Source organism: Nioella sediminis (assembly GCF_001879695.1).
Taxonomy (GTDB): Bacteria; Pseudomonadota; Alphaproteobacteria; order Rhodobacterales; family Rhodobacteraceae; genus Nioella; species Nioella sediminis.
In genome coordinates, this window is sequence record NZ_MNBL01000077.1 from 22,598 (window position 1) to 37,733 (window position 15,136).

13 protein-coding genes, 1 tRNA gene and 1 pseudogene are annotated in these 15,136 nt (G+C 63.6%); 9 read left to right on the forward strand and 6 right to left on the reverse strand.

Annotated features, from left to right (window positions below; genetic code table 11):
- The first annotated feature begins 177 nt into the window (after positions 1 to 177).
- On the forward strand, positions 178 to 1,317 hold the full coding sequence (locus BKY26_RS10780) for a DUF6456 domain-containing protein (protein WP_071690399.1): 1,140 nt from the start codon (positions 178 to 180) through the stop codon (positions 1,315 to 1,317).
- Positions 1,318 to 1,425: 108 nt separating this feature from the next.
- Here BKY26_RS10780 and BKY26_RS10785 read toward each other — a convergent pair whose 3' ends face one another.
- Together BKY26_RS10785 and BKY26_RS10790 are read right to left on the reverse strand one after the other, a co-directional pair.
- Positions 1,426 to 2,646 carry an MFS transporter gene (locus BKY26_RS10785; protein ID WP_071690400.1) on the reverse strand — a complete coding sequence of 407 codons (1,221 nt, stop codon included), beginning with the start codon at positions 2,644 to 2,646 and terminating at the stop codon, positions 1,426 to 1,428.
- 89 nt (positions 2,647 to 2,735) lie between these two features.
- On the reverse strand, positions 2,736 to 3,710 hold the full coding sequence (locus BKY26_RS10790; protein WP_071690401.1) for an arginase family protein: 975 nt from the start codon (positions 3,708 to 3,710) through the stop codon (positions 2,736 to 2,738).
- An 84-nt stretch (positions 3,711 to 3,794) separates the two neighbouring features.
- Here BKY26_RS10790 and BKY26_RS10795 point away from each other — a divergent pair, with 84 nt between their 5' ends.
- From BKY26_RS10795 to speB, 5 genes are all read left to right on the forward strand, one after another.
- Entirely contained in the window at positions 3,795 to 4,424 is a 630-nt protein-coding gene (locus tag BKY26_RS10795; RefSeq protein ID WP_071690402.1) for a DNA-3-methyladenine glycosylase family protein, read from the forward strand.
- The gene (locus tag BKY26_RS10800; protein ID WP_071690403.1) at positions 4,421 to 5,113 is read left to right on the forward strand and encodes an alpha/beta hydrolase; all 693 of its coding nucleotides are present in this window, start codon (positions 4,421 to 4,423) and stop codon (positions 5,111 to 5,113) included. The genes BKY26_RS10795 and BKY26_RS10800 overlap by 4 nt, the downstream gene beginning before the upstream one ends.
- 360 nt (positions 5,114 to 5,473) lie before the next feature.
- Positions 5,474 to 6,064, forward strand: coding sequence for an HNH endonuclease (locus BKY26_RS10805; protein ID WP_071690404.1), 591 nt, complete (start codon positions 5,474 to 5,476; stop codon positions 6,062 to 6,064).
- 9 nt (positions 6,065 to 6,073) lie between these two features.
- Positions 6,074 to 7,288 carry a reductive dehalogenase domain-containing protein gene (locus BKY26_RS10810; RefSeq protein WP_071690405.1) on the forward strand — a complete coding sequence of 405 codons (1,215 nt, stop codon included), beginning with the start codon at positions 6,074 to 6,076 and terminating at the stop codon, positions 7,286 to 7,288.
- A 31-nt stretch (positions 7,289 to 7,319) separates the two neighbouring features.
- The gene (gene speB / locus BKY26_RS10815; protein ID WP_071690406.1) at positions 7,320 to 8,267 is read left to right on the forward strand and encodes an agmatinase; all 948 of its coding nucleotides are present in this window, start codon (positions 7,320 to 7,322) and stop codon (positions 8,265 to 8,267) included.
- A 119-nt stretch (positions 8,268 to 8,386) separates the two neighbouring features.
- Here the strand turns inward: speB and BKY26_RS10820 are convergent, their stop codons facing one another.
- Positions 8,387 to 9,328: a radical SAM protein gene (locus tag BKY26_RS10820; RefSeq protein ID WP_071690407.1), complete on the reverse strand. Its 942-nt coding sequence runs from the start codon at positions 9,326 to 9,328 to the stop codon at positions 8,387 to 8,389.
- Between the two features lie 206 nt (positions 9,329 to 9,534).
- Here BKY26_RS10820 and zwf point away from each other — a divergent pair, with 206 nt between their 5' ends.
- The 3 genes from zwf to pgi are packed head-to-tail and all read left to right on the forward strand — an operon-like array spanning position 9,535 to position 13,317.
- Complete coding sequence (gene zwf / locus BKY26_RS10825) at positions 9,535 to 10,989, forward strand: glucose-6-phosphate dehydrogenase (protein WP_071690408.1); 1,455 nt, start codon at positions 9,535 to 9,537, stop codon at positions 10,987 to 10,989.
- Entirely contained in the window at positions 10,986 to 11,657 is a 672-nt protein-coding gene (pgl, locus tag BKY26_RS10830; RefSeq protein ID WP_071690414.1) for a 6-phosphogluconolactonase, read from the forward strand. Before zwf ends, pgl begins: the two co-directional genes overlap by 4 nt.
- Positions 11,658 to 11,703: 46 nt before the next feature.
- Positions 11,704 to 13,317 (forward strand): glucose-6-phosphate isomerase, encoded by a 1,614-nt coding sequence (pgi, locus tag BKY26_RS10835; protein ID WP_071690409.1) that lies wholly within the window; start codon positions 11,704 to 11,706, stop codon positions 13,315 to 13,317.
- A gap of 39 nt (positions 13,318 to 13,356) precedes the next feature.
- On the opposite strand, the gene BKY26_RS10840 is transcribed toward pgi, so the two are convergent.
- From BKY26_RS10840 to BKY26_RS20500, 3 genes and pseudogenes are all read right to left on the reverse strand, one after another.
- Positions 13,357 to 13,430: transfer RNA gene (locus tag BKY26_RS10840), tRNA-Gly, on the reverse strand.
- Between the two features lie 38 nt (positions 13,431 to 13,468).
- Complete coding sequence (locus BKY26_RS10845) at positions 13,469 to 14,854, reverse strand: T6SS phospholipase effector Tle1-like catalytic domain-containing protein (RefSeq protein WP_071690410.1); 1,386 nt, start codon at positions 14,852 to 14,854, stop codon at positions 13,469 to 13,471.
- Positions 14,855 to 14,926: 72 nt separating this feature from the next.
- Positions 14,927 to 15,136 (reverse strand): annotated as a pseudogene (locus BKY26_RS20500) (hypothetical protein); the annotation flags it as partial.

A 15,136-nucleotide genomic window follows, 5' to 3' on the forward strand; every position in this document is an offset into this window, starting at 1 on the left:
GTGTGCCCCGAGCGGGCAGGGTGTTGCGTTGTCTCCGTGACCCCCGCGCGGTGTTCTGCATTTGTTTACGATTTGGAAACAATTAGGGTCAAATTGCGGTGATTTTAACCAAACGGTAATCAATACTCCCAAAGGCTTGCGGGGCTTATCCACAGCATTGGTGCCCGGAGGCCCACGATGACAGGTGATGTGACAAACAGTTCAGGACAGGCCGTCTACCCCGGCTGGCTGCCCGAAAACGCGCGCAACTACCTTGATCACGTGGGGCGCGGCGCAACCTTGCGGGACATCGCGCGCCGGAAAGGATGCCACCCGTCCACGATTGGCCGCCGTGTGCGCGCGGTCGAGGCACGGCGCGAAGACCCGCTGGTCGATGAAGCGCTGACCGCGCTCACCGCCTGTTGTGTTTCCAGTTCAGAAACAATTAACCAGTTTGAGGAGCATCTCCCAATGACAGCACCCCTGAGGCCACCCCTGGTTTCCGACGACACCACCGTCAACCGGGAAGCCCGCCGCATCCTGCGCAGGCTGTGTGAAAAAGAGGCCACCCTGGTGCTGGCGCAGGACATGGACAAGGCGATTGTCCTGCGCAAAGGCAGCGATGGCAGCCAGACCCGCACCGCCGTTCTGGACCGCAAGGTTGCCCATGCTTTCGCGCTTAAGGATTGGATCCAGACCGCCAAACAGGGGCGGGTCAGCATCTATACGATCACCGAGGCGGGCAAGTCGGCGCTGAAACGGCTGATCGAGGAAGACCGCAAGCGCCGCCGCGCCCCGATGGAAATGGCCGAGGCTGCCACGCCCTTCCTTGCGCAGCATCAACTCTGGGGCGAAAAGCCGGTCGAACAAGATGACGGGTCGATCCGCAAGATGCGGATTAACCTGGCAGAATCGCCGCTGGCCATGCTGGCACGGCGCAAGGGGGCGGATGGCAAACCCTTCCTGACCATGGATCTGGTGCAGGCGGGTGAAAAACTGCGCGAGGATTTCGAACGTGCCCAGATGGGGCCGCGCGTGGCCCAGAACTGGGACCGGTTCCTGACCGGCGGCGATCGCGGTTCGGGCTTCTCTGACGGCGGCATTGGCGAAGGACCTCGCGCGGCGCGTGACCGGGTGACACGGGCCGTTGATGACATGGGGCCGGGGCTGGCGGATGTCGTGATGCGGGTCTGCTGTTTCCTCGAAGGGCTGGAATCGGCGGAAAAGCGGCTGGGATGGTCAGCGCGGTCTGGCAAGATCGTGTTGAAGATCGGGTTGCAACGGCTGCTGAAGCACTACAACGAGGTTTACGGGTTCGTTCCCGCCTCGCTCGATTGATGCTATTTTGGAAACGATAGGCGCGGGGGCCGTTTCCGAAACCTCTCCCTGACTTCCTCCGCCACCTTGCCGCCCGGTCTTCCCGGATCGGGTGGCCCCTTTGCCGGATCAGGCGTCTTTCGGGCGCAGCGACAGCCAGATCAGCGCGCCGCCCGCAAGCGCCAGGAAGGGGATCATGGCGAGGTTCACCGAGGTCCAGCCCGCCGTGACAGACCCGCCCGAGCAATTCATCAGCCCGCCAGAGGCCAGCGACGCGATGGTGACGCAGCCAAAGACGATGGCGTCATTCATCCCCTGAACCCGGCCCCGTTCCTCTGGTGCATGGGCGTTTTGCAGCATCGCCGTCGCGCCGATGAAGCCGAAGTTCCAGCCAAGCCCCAGAAGAATGAGCGCGATATAGAAGTTCTCCAGCTCGACCCCCATCAGCGCCACGCCCCCCGCACCGGCCAGGATGAAGAGACCAAGCGCCACGATATTTGTGGTGCCGAAGCGCGCGATCAGGTGGCCGGTAAAGAAAGAGGGCACGAACATCGCCAGCACATGCGCCGAGACGATATCGGCGGCGGTGTCCTGCTCGTACCCGCAGCCCACGACGGCCAGCGGCGTGGAGGTCATCACCAGGTTCATCAGCGCGTAGGACACCATCGCGCAGATGATCGCCACGACGATCTTGGGATCCCGCAGCAATTCACCGCGGCTGCGACCCGCAGGGTCGCCCTCGGCCCGCATTGGCGGTTTCGGGATGTCGAGGAAGACAAACAGCAGCATGCCGACCAGGTTCAGCGCGACGATGGTCAGGTAGATGCCCAGAAAGGGAATCACCGTCGCGTCATTGGTCAGCTTCACCAGCTGCGGGCCGATGATGGCCGAGGCAAGCCCGCCCGCCATGACATAGGAAATCGCCTTGGGGCGGAAAGCTTCCGACGCGGTATCAGAGGCTGCAAAGCGGTAAAACCCCTGCGCCGACATATAGATACCCGCCAGGTAGGACCCGATCAGGAAAATGAGGAAACTGTCCACATAAAGCCCATAGGCCGACACCATCGCCCCAAGCGCGCCGCCAAGCGTACCGATGGAAAACCCCAGCTTGCGGCCGAAACGCTGCATGGTGTTCGACATCCATGGCGCGGTGGTCATCGACCCGAAAACGATCAGCGAAATGGGCAGCGTCGCAAGGCACGGGTTCGGGGCCAGCATCTGCCCGGCCAGCCCGCCCACGACGAACATCATCGGCATCTGGCTGCCCAAAAGCGCCTGCGCGGCCACAAGGACGATCACATTGCGCCAGGCGCGCCGGTCGTCGGAGGGGGAGTGAACTGTGTCAACCATGGCGAAATCGCTAGACCCGTTTTCCGCCAAAGGGAAGAGGGGCAGGGCAAAATACTTGCCCTGTTAACTCATCTGAAAAAGCACGCAGGTCAGACCGGCACGTTTTCCGCGATCATCGAGATCATCTCGAACATGATCGCCCCCCCGACCATCGCCGTGATATTGTTGGGACTGTCCTTGGTGGGCATCATGCAGACGACGTCGCCGCCAACGATATTCAGCCCCCGCGCGGCATGGATCAGCGCAATTGCCTCGTCGATGTCGAAGCCCTTTACGCCGGGCTCGATATTGGACACAGCAGGCGCAACGCTCGGGTCGAGGCAGTCGAGATCGAAGGTGATGTAGACGGGCCGCCCCGCCAGCACCTCTTTCGCTTCGGCGATCACATCCGCCGCGCCCCTGCGTCGGTAATCCGCCATCGTCACCACGTTATAGCCATAGTCGTAAGAGGGTTGCAGCCAGTCGAGCGTGCGGGGGTGGCCGCGCAACCCGATCTGCATCGACCGGGTCGGATCGACCTTGCCCTGATCGGCCAGATAGGCCCCCCAGTGGGCCGCCGATTTTTCCGCGCCCAGGAAGTGATCGACCTTGGTGAACACGTCCGTATGGGCATCGAGATGCAGGAAGCTGATCGGTTCGCCCCGCGCGATCTTGCCGTTTCCAAGCGCCTGCACGATCCCGCCAGTGATCGAGTGATCGCCGCCAATGGATACGGGCCGCGCGCCGCTTGCGTCGATTTTCGTATAGAAATCAGTGATTTGCTGGATGCAGTGTTCATTGTCATTGGCACGGGGGAAGGGCACGTCGCCCACATCCACGACCTTGCGTGTCCAGGGGTCAATGCCAAAGCCTCCATGCACGCGCCGCTGCACCGCCGACATGTTGCGCACCGCACGCGGGCCCAGGTGCTGGTCGCGTTCCGTGGTGCCATTGCCGGTGGAATGGGGCACGCCGACAAGAGCGATATCCGCCCCCTCCGGGCCGTCGTTCGGCGCGCGGAAGAAGGTGGGAATGCCCCACCAATAGAGGTTGTTCATCATGCTGGCGTCGTGTTCTTCGGCCATCTGTCGTCTCCGCTGTTGCTTGCGGGCAGGGTGGCGCGGCTTTGGCGACTTGGCAAAGCATTTCCGACCTGAAAGGCTGCGCCCATGGTTGGACGGATCATCGAAACCCCCGATTGCGTGGCCGAAGGCGCCGCATGGCTGGCACGGGCCGAGCCGCGCTTTGCCCATGTGCTGGAGCTGACCGGCCCGCTGCCGCTGCGCCGCCGCAAGGACGGGTTCGCGGAATTGCTGTCCGCCATCGTCAGCCAGCAGGTCTCGGTCGCCTCGGCCAATGCGATCTGGGGTCGGATGCAGGATGCGCAGCTGACTGCGCCGGACCGCATCGTATCGGCCAGCGACGACGACCTGCGCGCTGTCGGCCTCTCCCGTCAGAAGATCCGTTACGCGAAAGCGCTGGCCCAAGCGGGCATCGACTTTCCCGCGCTCCGGCAGGCCCCGGATGAAGAGGTGATCGCGGCCCTTACCCAGGTCCCCGGCATCGGGCGCTGGACGGCAGAGGTCTACGCGATGTTCTCGCTTGGGCGCGCCGATGTCTTCGCGCCCGCCGATCTGGCCTTGCAGGAGGCCGCCCGCCTGCTCTTCGACCTGCCGGAGCGGCCGAAGGAAAAACCGCTCAGACAGATGGCCGAGGCCTGGTCCCCCTGGCGCGCGGTTGCCGCCCGCGCGCTTTGGGCCTACTACCACGTGGCAAAGGACAGGGAAGGGATCAGATGACTCGCACGCTCGAATTCGGCAAACGCCCCGCGGCCTCCGGCCAGGCCGACAGCCTGGTGATCTTCCTGCATGGCTATGGGGCAGACGGAAACGACCTCCTCGGCCTTGCCGATCCGCTGGCCCCGCATCTGCCCAACACCGTGTTCGCGGCCCCCGATGCGCCAGAACGCTCCGCCATGAACCCGATGGGCTTCCAGTGGTTCCCGATCCCGTGGATCGACGGCTCCTCTGAAGAAGCTGCTGCCGAGGGCATGGCCCGTGCGGTTGATGACCTCAACGTCTTCCTCGATCAGATCATGGAGGCCGAGGGCATCCCGGCAGAGCGCACCGTTCTGGTGGGCTTCTCGCAAGGCACGATGATCAGCCTGCATGTCGCCCCCCGCCGAGAGCCGCCCTTCGCGGGCGTGGTGGGCTTCTCGGGCCGTCTGCTGGAGCCGGAACTTCTCGCCGATGAAATCGTCTCCCGCCCGCCGGTCCTGCTCATCCATGGCGATCAGGATGATGTGGTGCCACCGCAAAGCCTGCCCCAGGCCGCCGAGGCGCTTCAGGCGGCGGGCATCGACGTCTACGCCCATATCATGCGTGGCACCGCCCATGGCATCGCGCCCGACGGGCTGTCGGTAGCCCTGGCCTTCATCCGTCAGGTGTTGGAGATCGAGGACGAACCCGACGACGCAGAAGACGAATAATCCTTCTTCTTTGCTCAAATACTCCCGCCGGAGGCATCCGACCCTTCCACAGATCCGGGGGGTGGCTTCGGCAGACTGCCCTCTTCCACAATCCCGTGGCAACGCGGCACTTTGAGGCCTCCGGCGTCAGCCGGGGGTTGAGAAGGGCCGCTCCCCGGTCGACGCCGCAGGCGGCGAAACCACAAAACCTGTGGATAACTGTCATATCCCCGTCATCTGCCTGACCTATCACAAAAGCGCGCAACCCAAAATGTGGCGCTTGCCAGCCGGATTTTGGCAGATATAGTGGTTACATGGCTGGAGCGGGTGCTCCCGTTCTGATGCCGAAAACGGGCAGACAGGGCGAGGGCGGAGTCACTCATGGATGGCGACGGCAGTTTCAGAACGGAATTCGTAAGAGAGCCTGGAAGGCTCAGCCAGCATCCGGCATTGGTTCTGAATGCGGATTACCGCCCGCTCTCCTACTACCCCCTCTCTCTCTGGCCTTGGCAGGACGCGATCAAGGCGGTCTGTCTCGATCGGGTCGATATCGTGGCCGAATACGATGCCTTCGTGCATTCCCCCACGACCAGGATCCGCATCCCCTCGGTCGTCGTCCTGCGCGACTATGTGAAACCACAAAAGCGCGTGGCCTTCACCCGGTTCAACCTCTTCCTGCGCGACGAGTTCTCCTGCCAGTATTGTGGCAGCAAGGGCGATCTGACCTTCGACCATGTGGTGCCGCGCGCGAAGGGCGGCATCACGTCCTGGGAAAACGTGGTCGCGGCCTGTTCGCCCTGCAACCTGCGCAAGGGGTCCAAAAGCCTGCGCCGATCGGGTCTTTCCTTGCGCAAACCGCCCCGCCAGCCGGGCGCGGAGGAGCTGCGCAATATGGGCCGCAAGTTCCCGCCCGGTCATTTGCACGACAGCTGGCTCGATTTTCTCTATTGGGATGCGGAGCTGGACGCGTAAGCTGCGCCCATGAACTGGCCCAGGAATCGAGACGAAACGCCCCCGCATCTGCTGGAAAGCGACCGCGCGGCGGGCTTTGAGGTGACGCCGGACTATACCCGGTTTTCCCAGATGAACGACATGTTCACCCGTGCCTTCTGGGACGACAGCGTGCGCAACAAGCATAGCGACGGCTTCTTCGCCTCCTACCGGATGGAGGCCGCCCCGCGAAAGGGCGAGGGCTTCCAGACCCGCGATTTTGCCCTTCGCAACGCCGCCTGGCGCGTCTCTGACATGGTCTCTGATCGTCATGCCGCCGAGGGCGAGCGCGAGGGCTTCCAGGCCCCGCTGCGCAATGACACGCCGGTGGCTGCTGAAAAGGTCGAGCTTGGCACAGCGGAGGAGGAGTCGAAGGACATCAAACGCATCGCGCGGCTCTTCGGTGCCGACCTGGTGGGGATCACCCATATCGACCTGCGCTGGCATTATTCCGACCGCCCCGACACGCGCGACATGACCCCGGTTTCCAATGACCTGCCCGAGGGCCTGACCCATGTCATCGTCATGGCTCATGCGATGGATTTCGACCTTGTCGAAACCTACCCAAGCGCGCTGGCGGGCGCGGCGACGGGGCTCGAATACAGCCACGAGGCCGCGATTGTCATGCAGCTCGCCGCCTATATCCGCAATCTGGGCTTTCAGGCCGTGGCCAGCATGAATGACACGGCGCTGGTCATTCCCTATGCGATCAAGGCGGGGCTCGGCGAATACGGGCGCAACCAGATGGTGCTGACGCCGGAGTTTGGCCCCCGTGTCCGGTTTTCCAAGATCTTCACCGATATGCCGCTGGCCTTGGATGCGCCGCGCAAACTGGGGCTTGCAGACTATTGCCACGGCTGCACCCAATGCGCAGACAGCTGCCCGCCCAAGGCGCTGCCCTTCGGCGCCCCAGATTTCGGGGAAGAAAAGGCCGCAGGTAGCCCATCCACCCAAAGGGGCGTGCGCAAATGGTCCGCCAATTGCGAGGCCTGCTTCGGGTATTGGGCGAAACTGAAATCCGATTGCGCCATCTGTATGCGGGTCTGTCCCTTCAATCGCCGGGGTGGCTGGCAAGACCGGCTCTGGCGCTGGCTGGCCCTTGGCGGGGCAGGGCAGGCGGGGGTGCGGCTGGCCCGTCGCTGGCAGAAACGACAAGGTGTTCGGCCGAGGCTAAAGCCGCGTGACTGGTGGGCAAATCCCCGCTAGCCTCGCGCCAAATCAAGACAGGGAGTCACCCATGGCCGATCCGTTCTTCACCCCCATCTCGGGCTTCGAGCTGCCGCGTTTCGCCGGCATCCCCAGCTTCATGCGCCTGCCGCATGTGGGGCTGGATCATGCCCGCATCGGCGAGGTGGAGATCGGCCTTGTCGGCGTGCCCTGGGACGCGGGCACCACCAACCGCCCCGGCCCCCGCCACGGCCCCCGGCAGCTGCGCGACATGTCCACCATGATCCGCGCCCAGAACGATGCCACCGGCATCCGCCCGTTTGAGGCGCGGAACTGCGCCGACCTGGGCGATGTCGGCCCCAACCCCGCCGATCTGATGGACAGCCTGACCCGCATCACCGCCTTCTATGACAAGGTAAAATCCCATGGAATCAAACCCCTGACCGCAGGCGGCGATCACCTGTCCACCTTGCCGATCCTGCGCGCCATGGCCAAGGATGGCCCCCTTGGCATGATCCATTTCGACAGCCATACGGACCTCTTCCACAGCTATTTCGACGGGCGCATGTATACCCACGGCACCCCCTTCCGCCGCGCGGTGGAGGAGGGGCTTCTCGACCCCAAACGCGTGGTCATGATCGGCATTCGCGGCACCGCTTACGATAGCGAAGACCGCGATTTCGCCGACAGCGTCGGCATCCGCGTCATCCCGATCGGCGAGTTCCATGCGCGCGGCGTGGAGGATGTCATGGCCGAGGCGCGCGAGATCGCGGGCACGGGCGACACCTATGTCAGCTACGATATCGACTTCGTCGACCCCGCCTTCGCGCCGGGCACCGGTACGCCAGAGGTGGGTGGCCCAAACAGCTATCAGGCGTTGCAGGTGGTGCGCGAACTGCAAGGGGTCAATATCGTCGGCGCCGATCTGGTCGAGGTCTCCCCGCCCTTCGACCAGGCGGGTAACACCGCCTATCTGGGTGCGTCGATCATGTTCGAGCTGCTCTGCGTCATGGTCTGACAGACAGCCCCGCGCATCGGCTCAGCTCTGCACTTGTGCTTTCATCTTGGCAAAAATACCTCGGGGGGTCCGGGGGGCAGCGCCCCCCGCGGGTCGACGCCGTAAGGCGGCGAAATCCCTCAGGCAGAACAGCTCGCCCCGCCCAACACGCAGAACTTCGCGCAATGGGGGTGGTTCAGGGCCACCTCCCGCTCGGCCTCCTCCAGCGTCTCGCCCATTTCGAACGCCTCGTCATAGGCCAAAAGCGTACAGGCCAGCACCACGGGCCGCGCCGCGCCCTTGCGCTTCACCACCATCCTTGACGACGCACACATGACGCTGTCAGGCGATTTGCCGAGGATATCCCAGCATCCGGTGGTGATCTCGGGCACATCGACGCTTTCATCCATCTCGGGAAACAGCACCAGCGCGCCGGGATCGCTCGCGTCAATCACATAGGCGCGCTCCGCGAACAGGGCGGCGAACTGCGCCCGTGCGCTTTCCTCGCTTTCGCCCCAGACCGTGCGGGCGGCGACGGCCATGGCGATGCCCTGATCGCGCAGCCAGTCCATGCCTTGCAGCGTCTTGTCAAAGCTGCCCGCGCCGCGTTCCTCATCGTGCAGCGCCTTCGACCAGTGGTCGAGCGACACCCGCAAGGTCAGCTTGCCGGGATAGGCCGTATTCAGCCGCGCCAGCCCCTCGCGCATCCGGGGCCGCATCATCGGCAGCATGGCATTGGTCAGGATCAGCACCTCATAGCCGCGCATCAAGGCCGCCTCGGCCATGCCGATCATTTCGGGGTTCATGAAGGGCTCGCCCCCCGTGAACCCGATTTCCCGCACGCCCCAGTTCCGGGCCTCCAATTGACCGAGATACGCCTCGACCTCGGCCCGGCTGATATAGACCAGCGCATCATTGGTCGGGCTCGACAGGATGTAGCAATTCGCGCAGGTGATATTGCACAGCGTTCCGGTGTTGAACCACAGCGTTTGCGGATTGCTGAGCGCAACCGTCGCGCGCGTTTCGCCATTGGCTGTCGTGGCCGGGTTCTGGAATTTTTGCGGATGTAACGTGTCTTTCATGATCTCGGCCCTTGTCTTGGTTCAAGGGCTAAGGCGTTCGGGGGAAAAAGAAAACCACTCGGGCGTATATCAACACCATTGTGATCTTTCCGTGAAAGGCTGGACGTGAAAGAATTATCGGTGTAGAGCCTGCATGACAGCGCCTGATAGCGCTAACATTTCCCGGGGCGGCCCGGCTGCCGCCCCAAGCCTGAAGGATGGTTTCCATGGTTGCGCGCGTCATTCCGGTGGAGGAATTCGATCTGGTGATCTTCGGCGGTACCGGCGATCTGGCCCGGCGCAAGATTCTGCCAGGGCTCTACCGCCGCTTCTGGGCCGAACAGATGCCGGCAGGCGCGCGGATTATCGGCGCCGCCCGCACCGATCAGGATAGCGACGCCTGGCGGGCCTTCGTGCGGGAGGCGATCGAGGAATTCGTATCCGAGCGCAAGCGGGTGCCCGAAACCATAGACGCCTTCCTTGATTGCCTAACCTATGTGCCGATTGACGCCATAGGCACCGGCGGTTGGTCGGACCTCAAGGCCCAGATGCGCGAGGGCGTGGTGCAGGCCTTTTATTTCTCGGTCGCCCCCAGCCTTTTCGGCCCCATTGCCGAGCGGCTGAAGGAAAACGGGATTGCGCGCGATGACGCGCGGATCGTGGTGGAAAAGCCCTTTGGCCGTGATCTGGACACGGCGAAGGCGCTCAATGCCACTCTCGCCGCCCATTTCGACGAGGCGCAGATTTACCGGATCGACCATTACCTGGGCAAGGAGACCGTGCAGAACCTGATGGCGGTGCGCTTCGCCAATATGCTGTTCGAGCCGCTGTGGAACGCGCAATATGTCGATCATGTTCAGATCACCGTGGCCGAAACCGTGGGTGTCGGCGGGCGCGGGTCCTACTATGACAAGTCGGGCGCGATGCGCGACATGGTGCAGAACCACCTGATGCAGCTTCTGTGTCTGACCGCCATGGAACCGCCCGCGCATTTCGAGCCCAATGCGGTGCGCGACGAAAAGCTGAAGGTGATCCGCGCCCTCGATCCGGTGGATCAATCGGACATCGTACGCGGTCAGTACAAGGCGGGCAAGGACGGGGCCAGCTATCGCGACGACGCGGAAAACAGCGACAGCCTGACCGAAAGCTTCGTCGCCATGAAGGTCCATATCTCCAACTGGCGCTGGAACGGCACGCCCTTCTATCTGCGCACCGGCAAGCGCATGACCGCGCGCATGTCCGAGATCGTGGTGCATTTCAAGGAACCGCCCCACAACATCTTTACCGAAGCCGCCGATCCGCGCAGCAACATCCTGACCATCCGGCTGCAACCGGACGAGGGAATCGACCTGCGCATGACCATCAAGGAACCGGGGCCGGGCGGGATGCGTCTGGTCGAGGTGCCCATGGACATGACCTTTGCCGAGGCGCTTGGGCCGGAAGCCGCCGATGTGCCCGATGCATATGAACGGCTGATCATGGATGTGATCCGGGGCAACCAGACGCTGTTCATGCGCGGCGACGAGGTCGAGGCCGCCTGGGCCTGGACCGACCCGATCATTGCTGGATGGACGGGCCGCGAAGATGTACCCTTGCCTTATGACGCCGGATCGGCAGGGCCGGAGGATGCGCTTATCCTGCTCTACCGCGATGGCCGGAGATGGAGGGAGATTTCCGCATGAACCTGGTTGAGTACCCCGACAGCGACATGATGATGCTGGACCTCGCCGATACGCTGGCCAGCGAACTGGCCGACCATCTTCGCCGCGATGACCGGGTCAGCTTCTGCGTTCCTGGCGGCAGCACGCCGGGGCCGGTTTTCGACGTTCTCAGTGAACAGGCGCTGGATTGGGACCGGGTGACCGTGTTCCTGTCTGATGAACGCTGGGTGCCCGCGGACAACCCGCGTTCAAACACCAAGCTGATTATGGAGCGGCTTCTGATCTCGAAAGCGCGGCGGGCGAATTTCGTGCCGCTCTATGCCGCGGCCCATACGCCAGAGGATTACGTGGATGAATTGGCGAAGGGGCTGGAGCCGCATCTGCCCATCACCCTGCTGCTGCTCGGCATGGGGGCGGATATGCACACGGCCTCGCTCTTTCCCGGTGCTGACCGGCTGGCCGATGCGCTCGATGATCATGCGCCGGTGCTGGTGCCCATGCGCGGCGGCGGCGCGCCGGAGGCGCGGGTGACGCTCTCTGCCCGGGTGCTGAAGGCGGCGGTTTCGACCCATATCGTGATCAGCGGTGACGAAAAGCGCGCCGCGCTGGAAAAGGCGCAAGCCTTGCCGGTGGAAGAGGCCCCGGTGCGCGCCGTTCTGAGTGGTGCGACCGTGCATTGGGCACCTTAAGAACGCTTTGTAACTTATTGATATACTGTCAGGAAGGAAATCGCCCATGACCATCTGGGACGATCTGAAAGCGCATCACGCGGCCAAGTCGGGGCGGACCATTGCAGACCTCTTCTCCGCCGATCCCGATCGGTTCGAGAGCTACAGCCGCGCGGCTGACGGGATGCTGTTCGATTTCTCCAAGACCAGTCTGGATACAGGCGCCCTGTCGCTGCTGATCGAACTGGCGCGGCAGGCAAAGGTCGAGGACCGGCGCGAGGCGATGTTCACCGGCGAGAAGATCAACGAGACCGAGGGCCGTGCCGTGCTGCACACCGCGCTGCGCGCGCCCGGCGGCGTGGTCGAGGTGGATGGGCAGAACGTCATTCCCGGCGTGCTGGACACCCGCGCGCGGATGGAGACGTTTGCCCGTGCCGTGCGGTCCGGGCAGATCGCCGGGCAGGGCGGCGCCTACACCGACGTGGTCAATATTGGCATCGGCGGCTCGGACCTCGGCCCCGTGATGGGCACGCTGGCGCTCGCCCCTTACCATGACGGGCCGCGTATCCACTACGTCTCGAACGTCGATGGCGCGCATATCCATGACACGCTGAAGGCGCTCGATCCCACGCGGACGCTGGTCATCGTCGCGTCCAAGACCTTCACCACCATCGAGACCATGACCAACGCTGAAACCGCGCGGGACTGGATGGCGGGGGCGGTGGACACCCCGGCAGATCAATTCGTGGCGCTCTCCACCGCTGCCGACCTGACCGCCGATTTCGGCATCGCACCTGACCGTGTTTTCGGGTTCGAGGACTGGGTTGGCGGGCGTTATTCCATGTGGGGGCCCATCGGCCTTGGCATGATGCTGGCCGTGGGGCCGGAGGATTTCGGGCAGTTCCTGTCCGGCGGTCACGCCATGGACAGCCATTTCCGGCAAGCCGATCTGGCCGACAACCTGCCGGTGCTGCTGGCGCTTGTGGGCATTTGGCACAACCAGGTGCAGGGCCACGCCACCCGCGCCGTGCTGCCCTATGATCAGCGCCTGCTGCGGCTGCCTGCCTACCTGCAACAGCTGGAGATGGAATCGAATGGCAAGCGCGTGTCGATGGATGGCGCGGATCTGGAAATGAACTCCGGCCCCGTGGTCTGGGGGGAGCCCGGCACCAACGGCCAGCACGCCTTTTACCAGCTGATCCATCAGGGCACCCGCGTTGTCCCGTGCGAATTCATCGTTGCAGCAGAAGGGCATGAGCCGGAGCTCACCCATCACCACCGCCTGCTGGTCGCCAATTGCCTCGCGCAATCCGAGGCGCTGATGCGGGGCAGGTCACTGGAGGAAGCGACCGCGATCATGGCCGCCAAGGGCCTGACCGGGGCCGAATTGGACCGCCAGGCCCGCCACCGGGTTTTCCCCGGCAACCGGCCCTCGACGACGCTGATCTATCCGAAACTGACACCCTTCGTTCTGGGCCAGATCATCGCGCTTTATGAGCATCGCGTGTTCGTCGAGGGCGTGATCCTCGGCATCAACAGCTATGACCAATGGGGCGTGGAACTGGGCAAGGAACTCGCCAAGGCGCTGGACCCGGTGCTGACGGGCGAGTCTGACGGGGCAGGCAAGGATGGCTCGACGCTCGGTCTGGTGGCCTACGCAAAGGCGCACGGTCTAAGCTGATCCCAACAAAAAAGCGCCCCGTCTTTGGGGCGCTTTTTTTGGAGCGGGTAGCGGGAATCGAACCCGCACCTTAAGCTTGGGAAGCTCGCATGATACCATTTCACCATACCCGCGCTCTGGTCGCTGGAGGTAATCCCGGCCCGCGGGACAGTCAAGGCCCGTCGGGCCATTTCGCCCGCAGATTTTGCGGGCGGTAGAAGGGCCAGCGGGCCATGCGGTCTGTGACGCTGCCGTCGATCTCGTGATCCTCGGGGATGAAGCGCGGCTCTTCCAGTGGCAGGTACCATTTCCAGAACACCGGCAGACGCCCGGGCCAGCGGCGGCGCTTGATGGATTTGGGCAGGATTTCAAGCGGAGACCACCAGACGGACATGCTGTCATGGATCTCGGCCATGGCATCGGGGCGCGCATAGGGGGTGCCGTCGAGCGACCGGGCCTTGCGGCTGGCGCCTTCGAAATGGACCTTGCGCCGCTTGGGGTTCAGCTTCAGCCCCGGCGGGGGCAGGGGCAGGCTGCGGTCGGGATCGGGCGGCGCCTTGGTGCGGTCTTCGCGGTCGGCGGCGATCTCTTGGCGTTCCAGCTCATCCAGCATCCACAAAAGCGTCAGCTTGCCGATGCCGGATTCCCGTTCCCTTGGGCTGCCGCCGATGTCGGAGTGATAGCCGGGGAACCACCGCTGGCGCACATATTGCTGGCGCTTCTGGCTCTCATGGCGGAAGCGGTTGCCGAAATAGGGCTCCCGCTGGTCCCACAGCAGCGGGCGGAACATCGAGCGGCGTTCATCCACCGCCAGCGCATGCAGCACGATGCGGACGGAGGGATTGGACAGCACATTTGCGTGCACCCGCAGCTCCATCGGGCTGTAATTCGTCACCAGCGAGTGCAGGGGCCTTTCGAAACTCACCATGGAACTGACCGTGTCGAAGAGGCAGAGCGCCCGAATGGGCACGCTTTGATCCGGTTTCAGCGTATCCTCGTAACGGCGCAACTGGCGGAAGGTGACGGAATGGGGCTGGTCGCGCTCATGGTCGGTTACGGCACGATAGGCGCGGAAGGCGCCGGTCACCAGATGTAGCTTGTCGGGCTCGATCAGGCCGAAATTATGGATGAACCCCGCCAGAATCCGCGCGGCATATGCGCCACGGGAAAAGCCGAAGATGTAGATATGGTCCTTCTGCGCCTCGGGGCGGGTTGCCTTGCCGGGCACCCCAAGCTGCTTCTTCAGGCCCTGCTCATAGCTCCAGTCCCTGTTCTTCTGCGCGGTGCTTTTGTAGGTCCGGCAGAGGAAGCGATAGGCGTCGAGCACGTCATCCTCCAGCCCCAGACCGAAGGCGAGCCCCGCCACGGACCGCGCCTTCTGCCGCCATTTCCAGTCGAACAGGCGCGGTTCGTCAAAGGTGCCCACGCCCGGCACATAATGGGTGATCTGATCGTCATCATCACGTAAGGCGTTGTAAAGCTTTATGATGTTTGTCTGATAGTCACCGACTTCATTGCCGGTCCCGTCAAAGCAGATAACGATCTTGCGGGCTTTCATGACGCCGGGCCTCGTGACTGGAACATGCGCTCAGTGTGACGCGGCCCCGAACATTTGCAAGTCGGGATAACCCTAGTCCAGCATCCCGAGCCGTTCGGCAAAGCCCTTGTAGTCGGCGCTGCGGTCGGCCGGTGTCAGGGCGTCGGCCTCTCCGTAGGCGAAATCCACCCCGGCACCTTCCACCAGCCGGTTGAACAGGTTGAACAGCGCGCAGACCTGCACCGCATGATAAAGCGCCTCTTCGGACCAGCCCGCATCCGTCACAGCCGCCACATCGGCGGG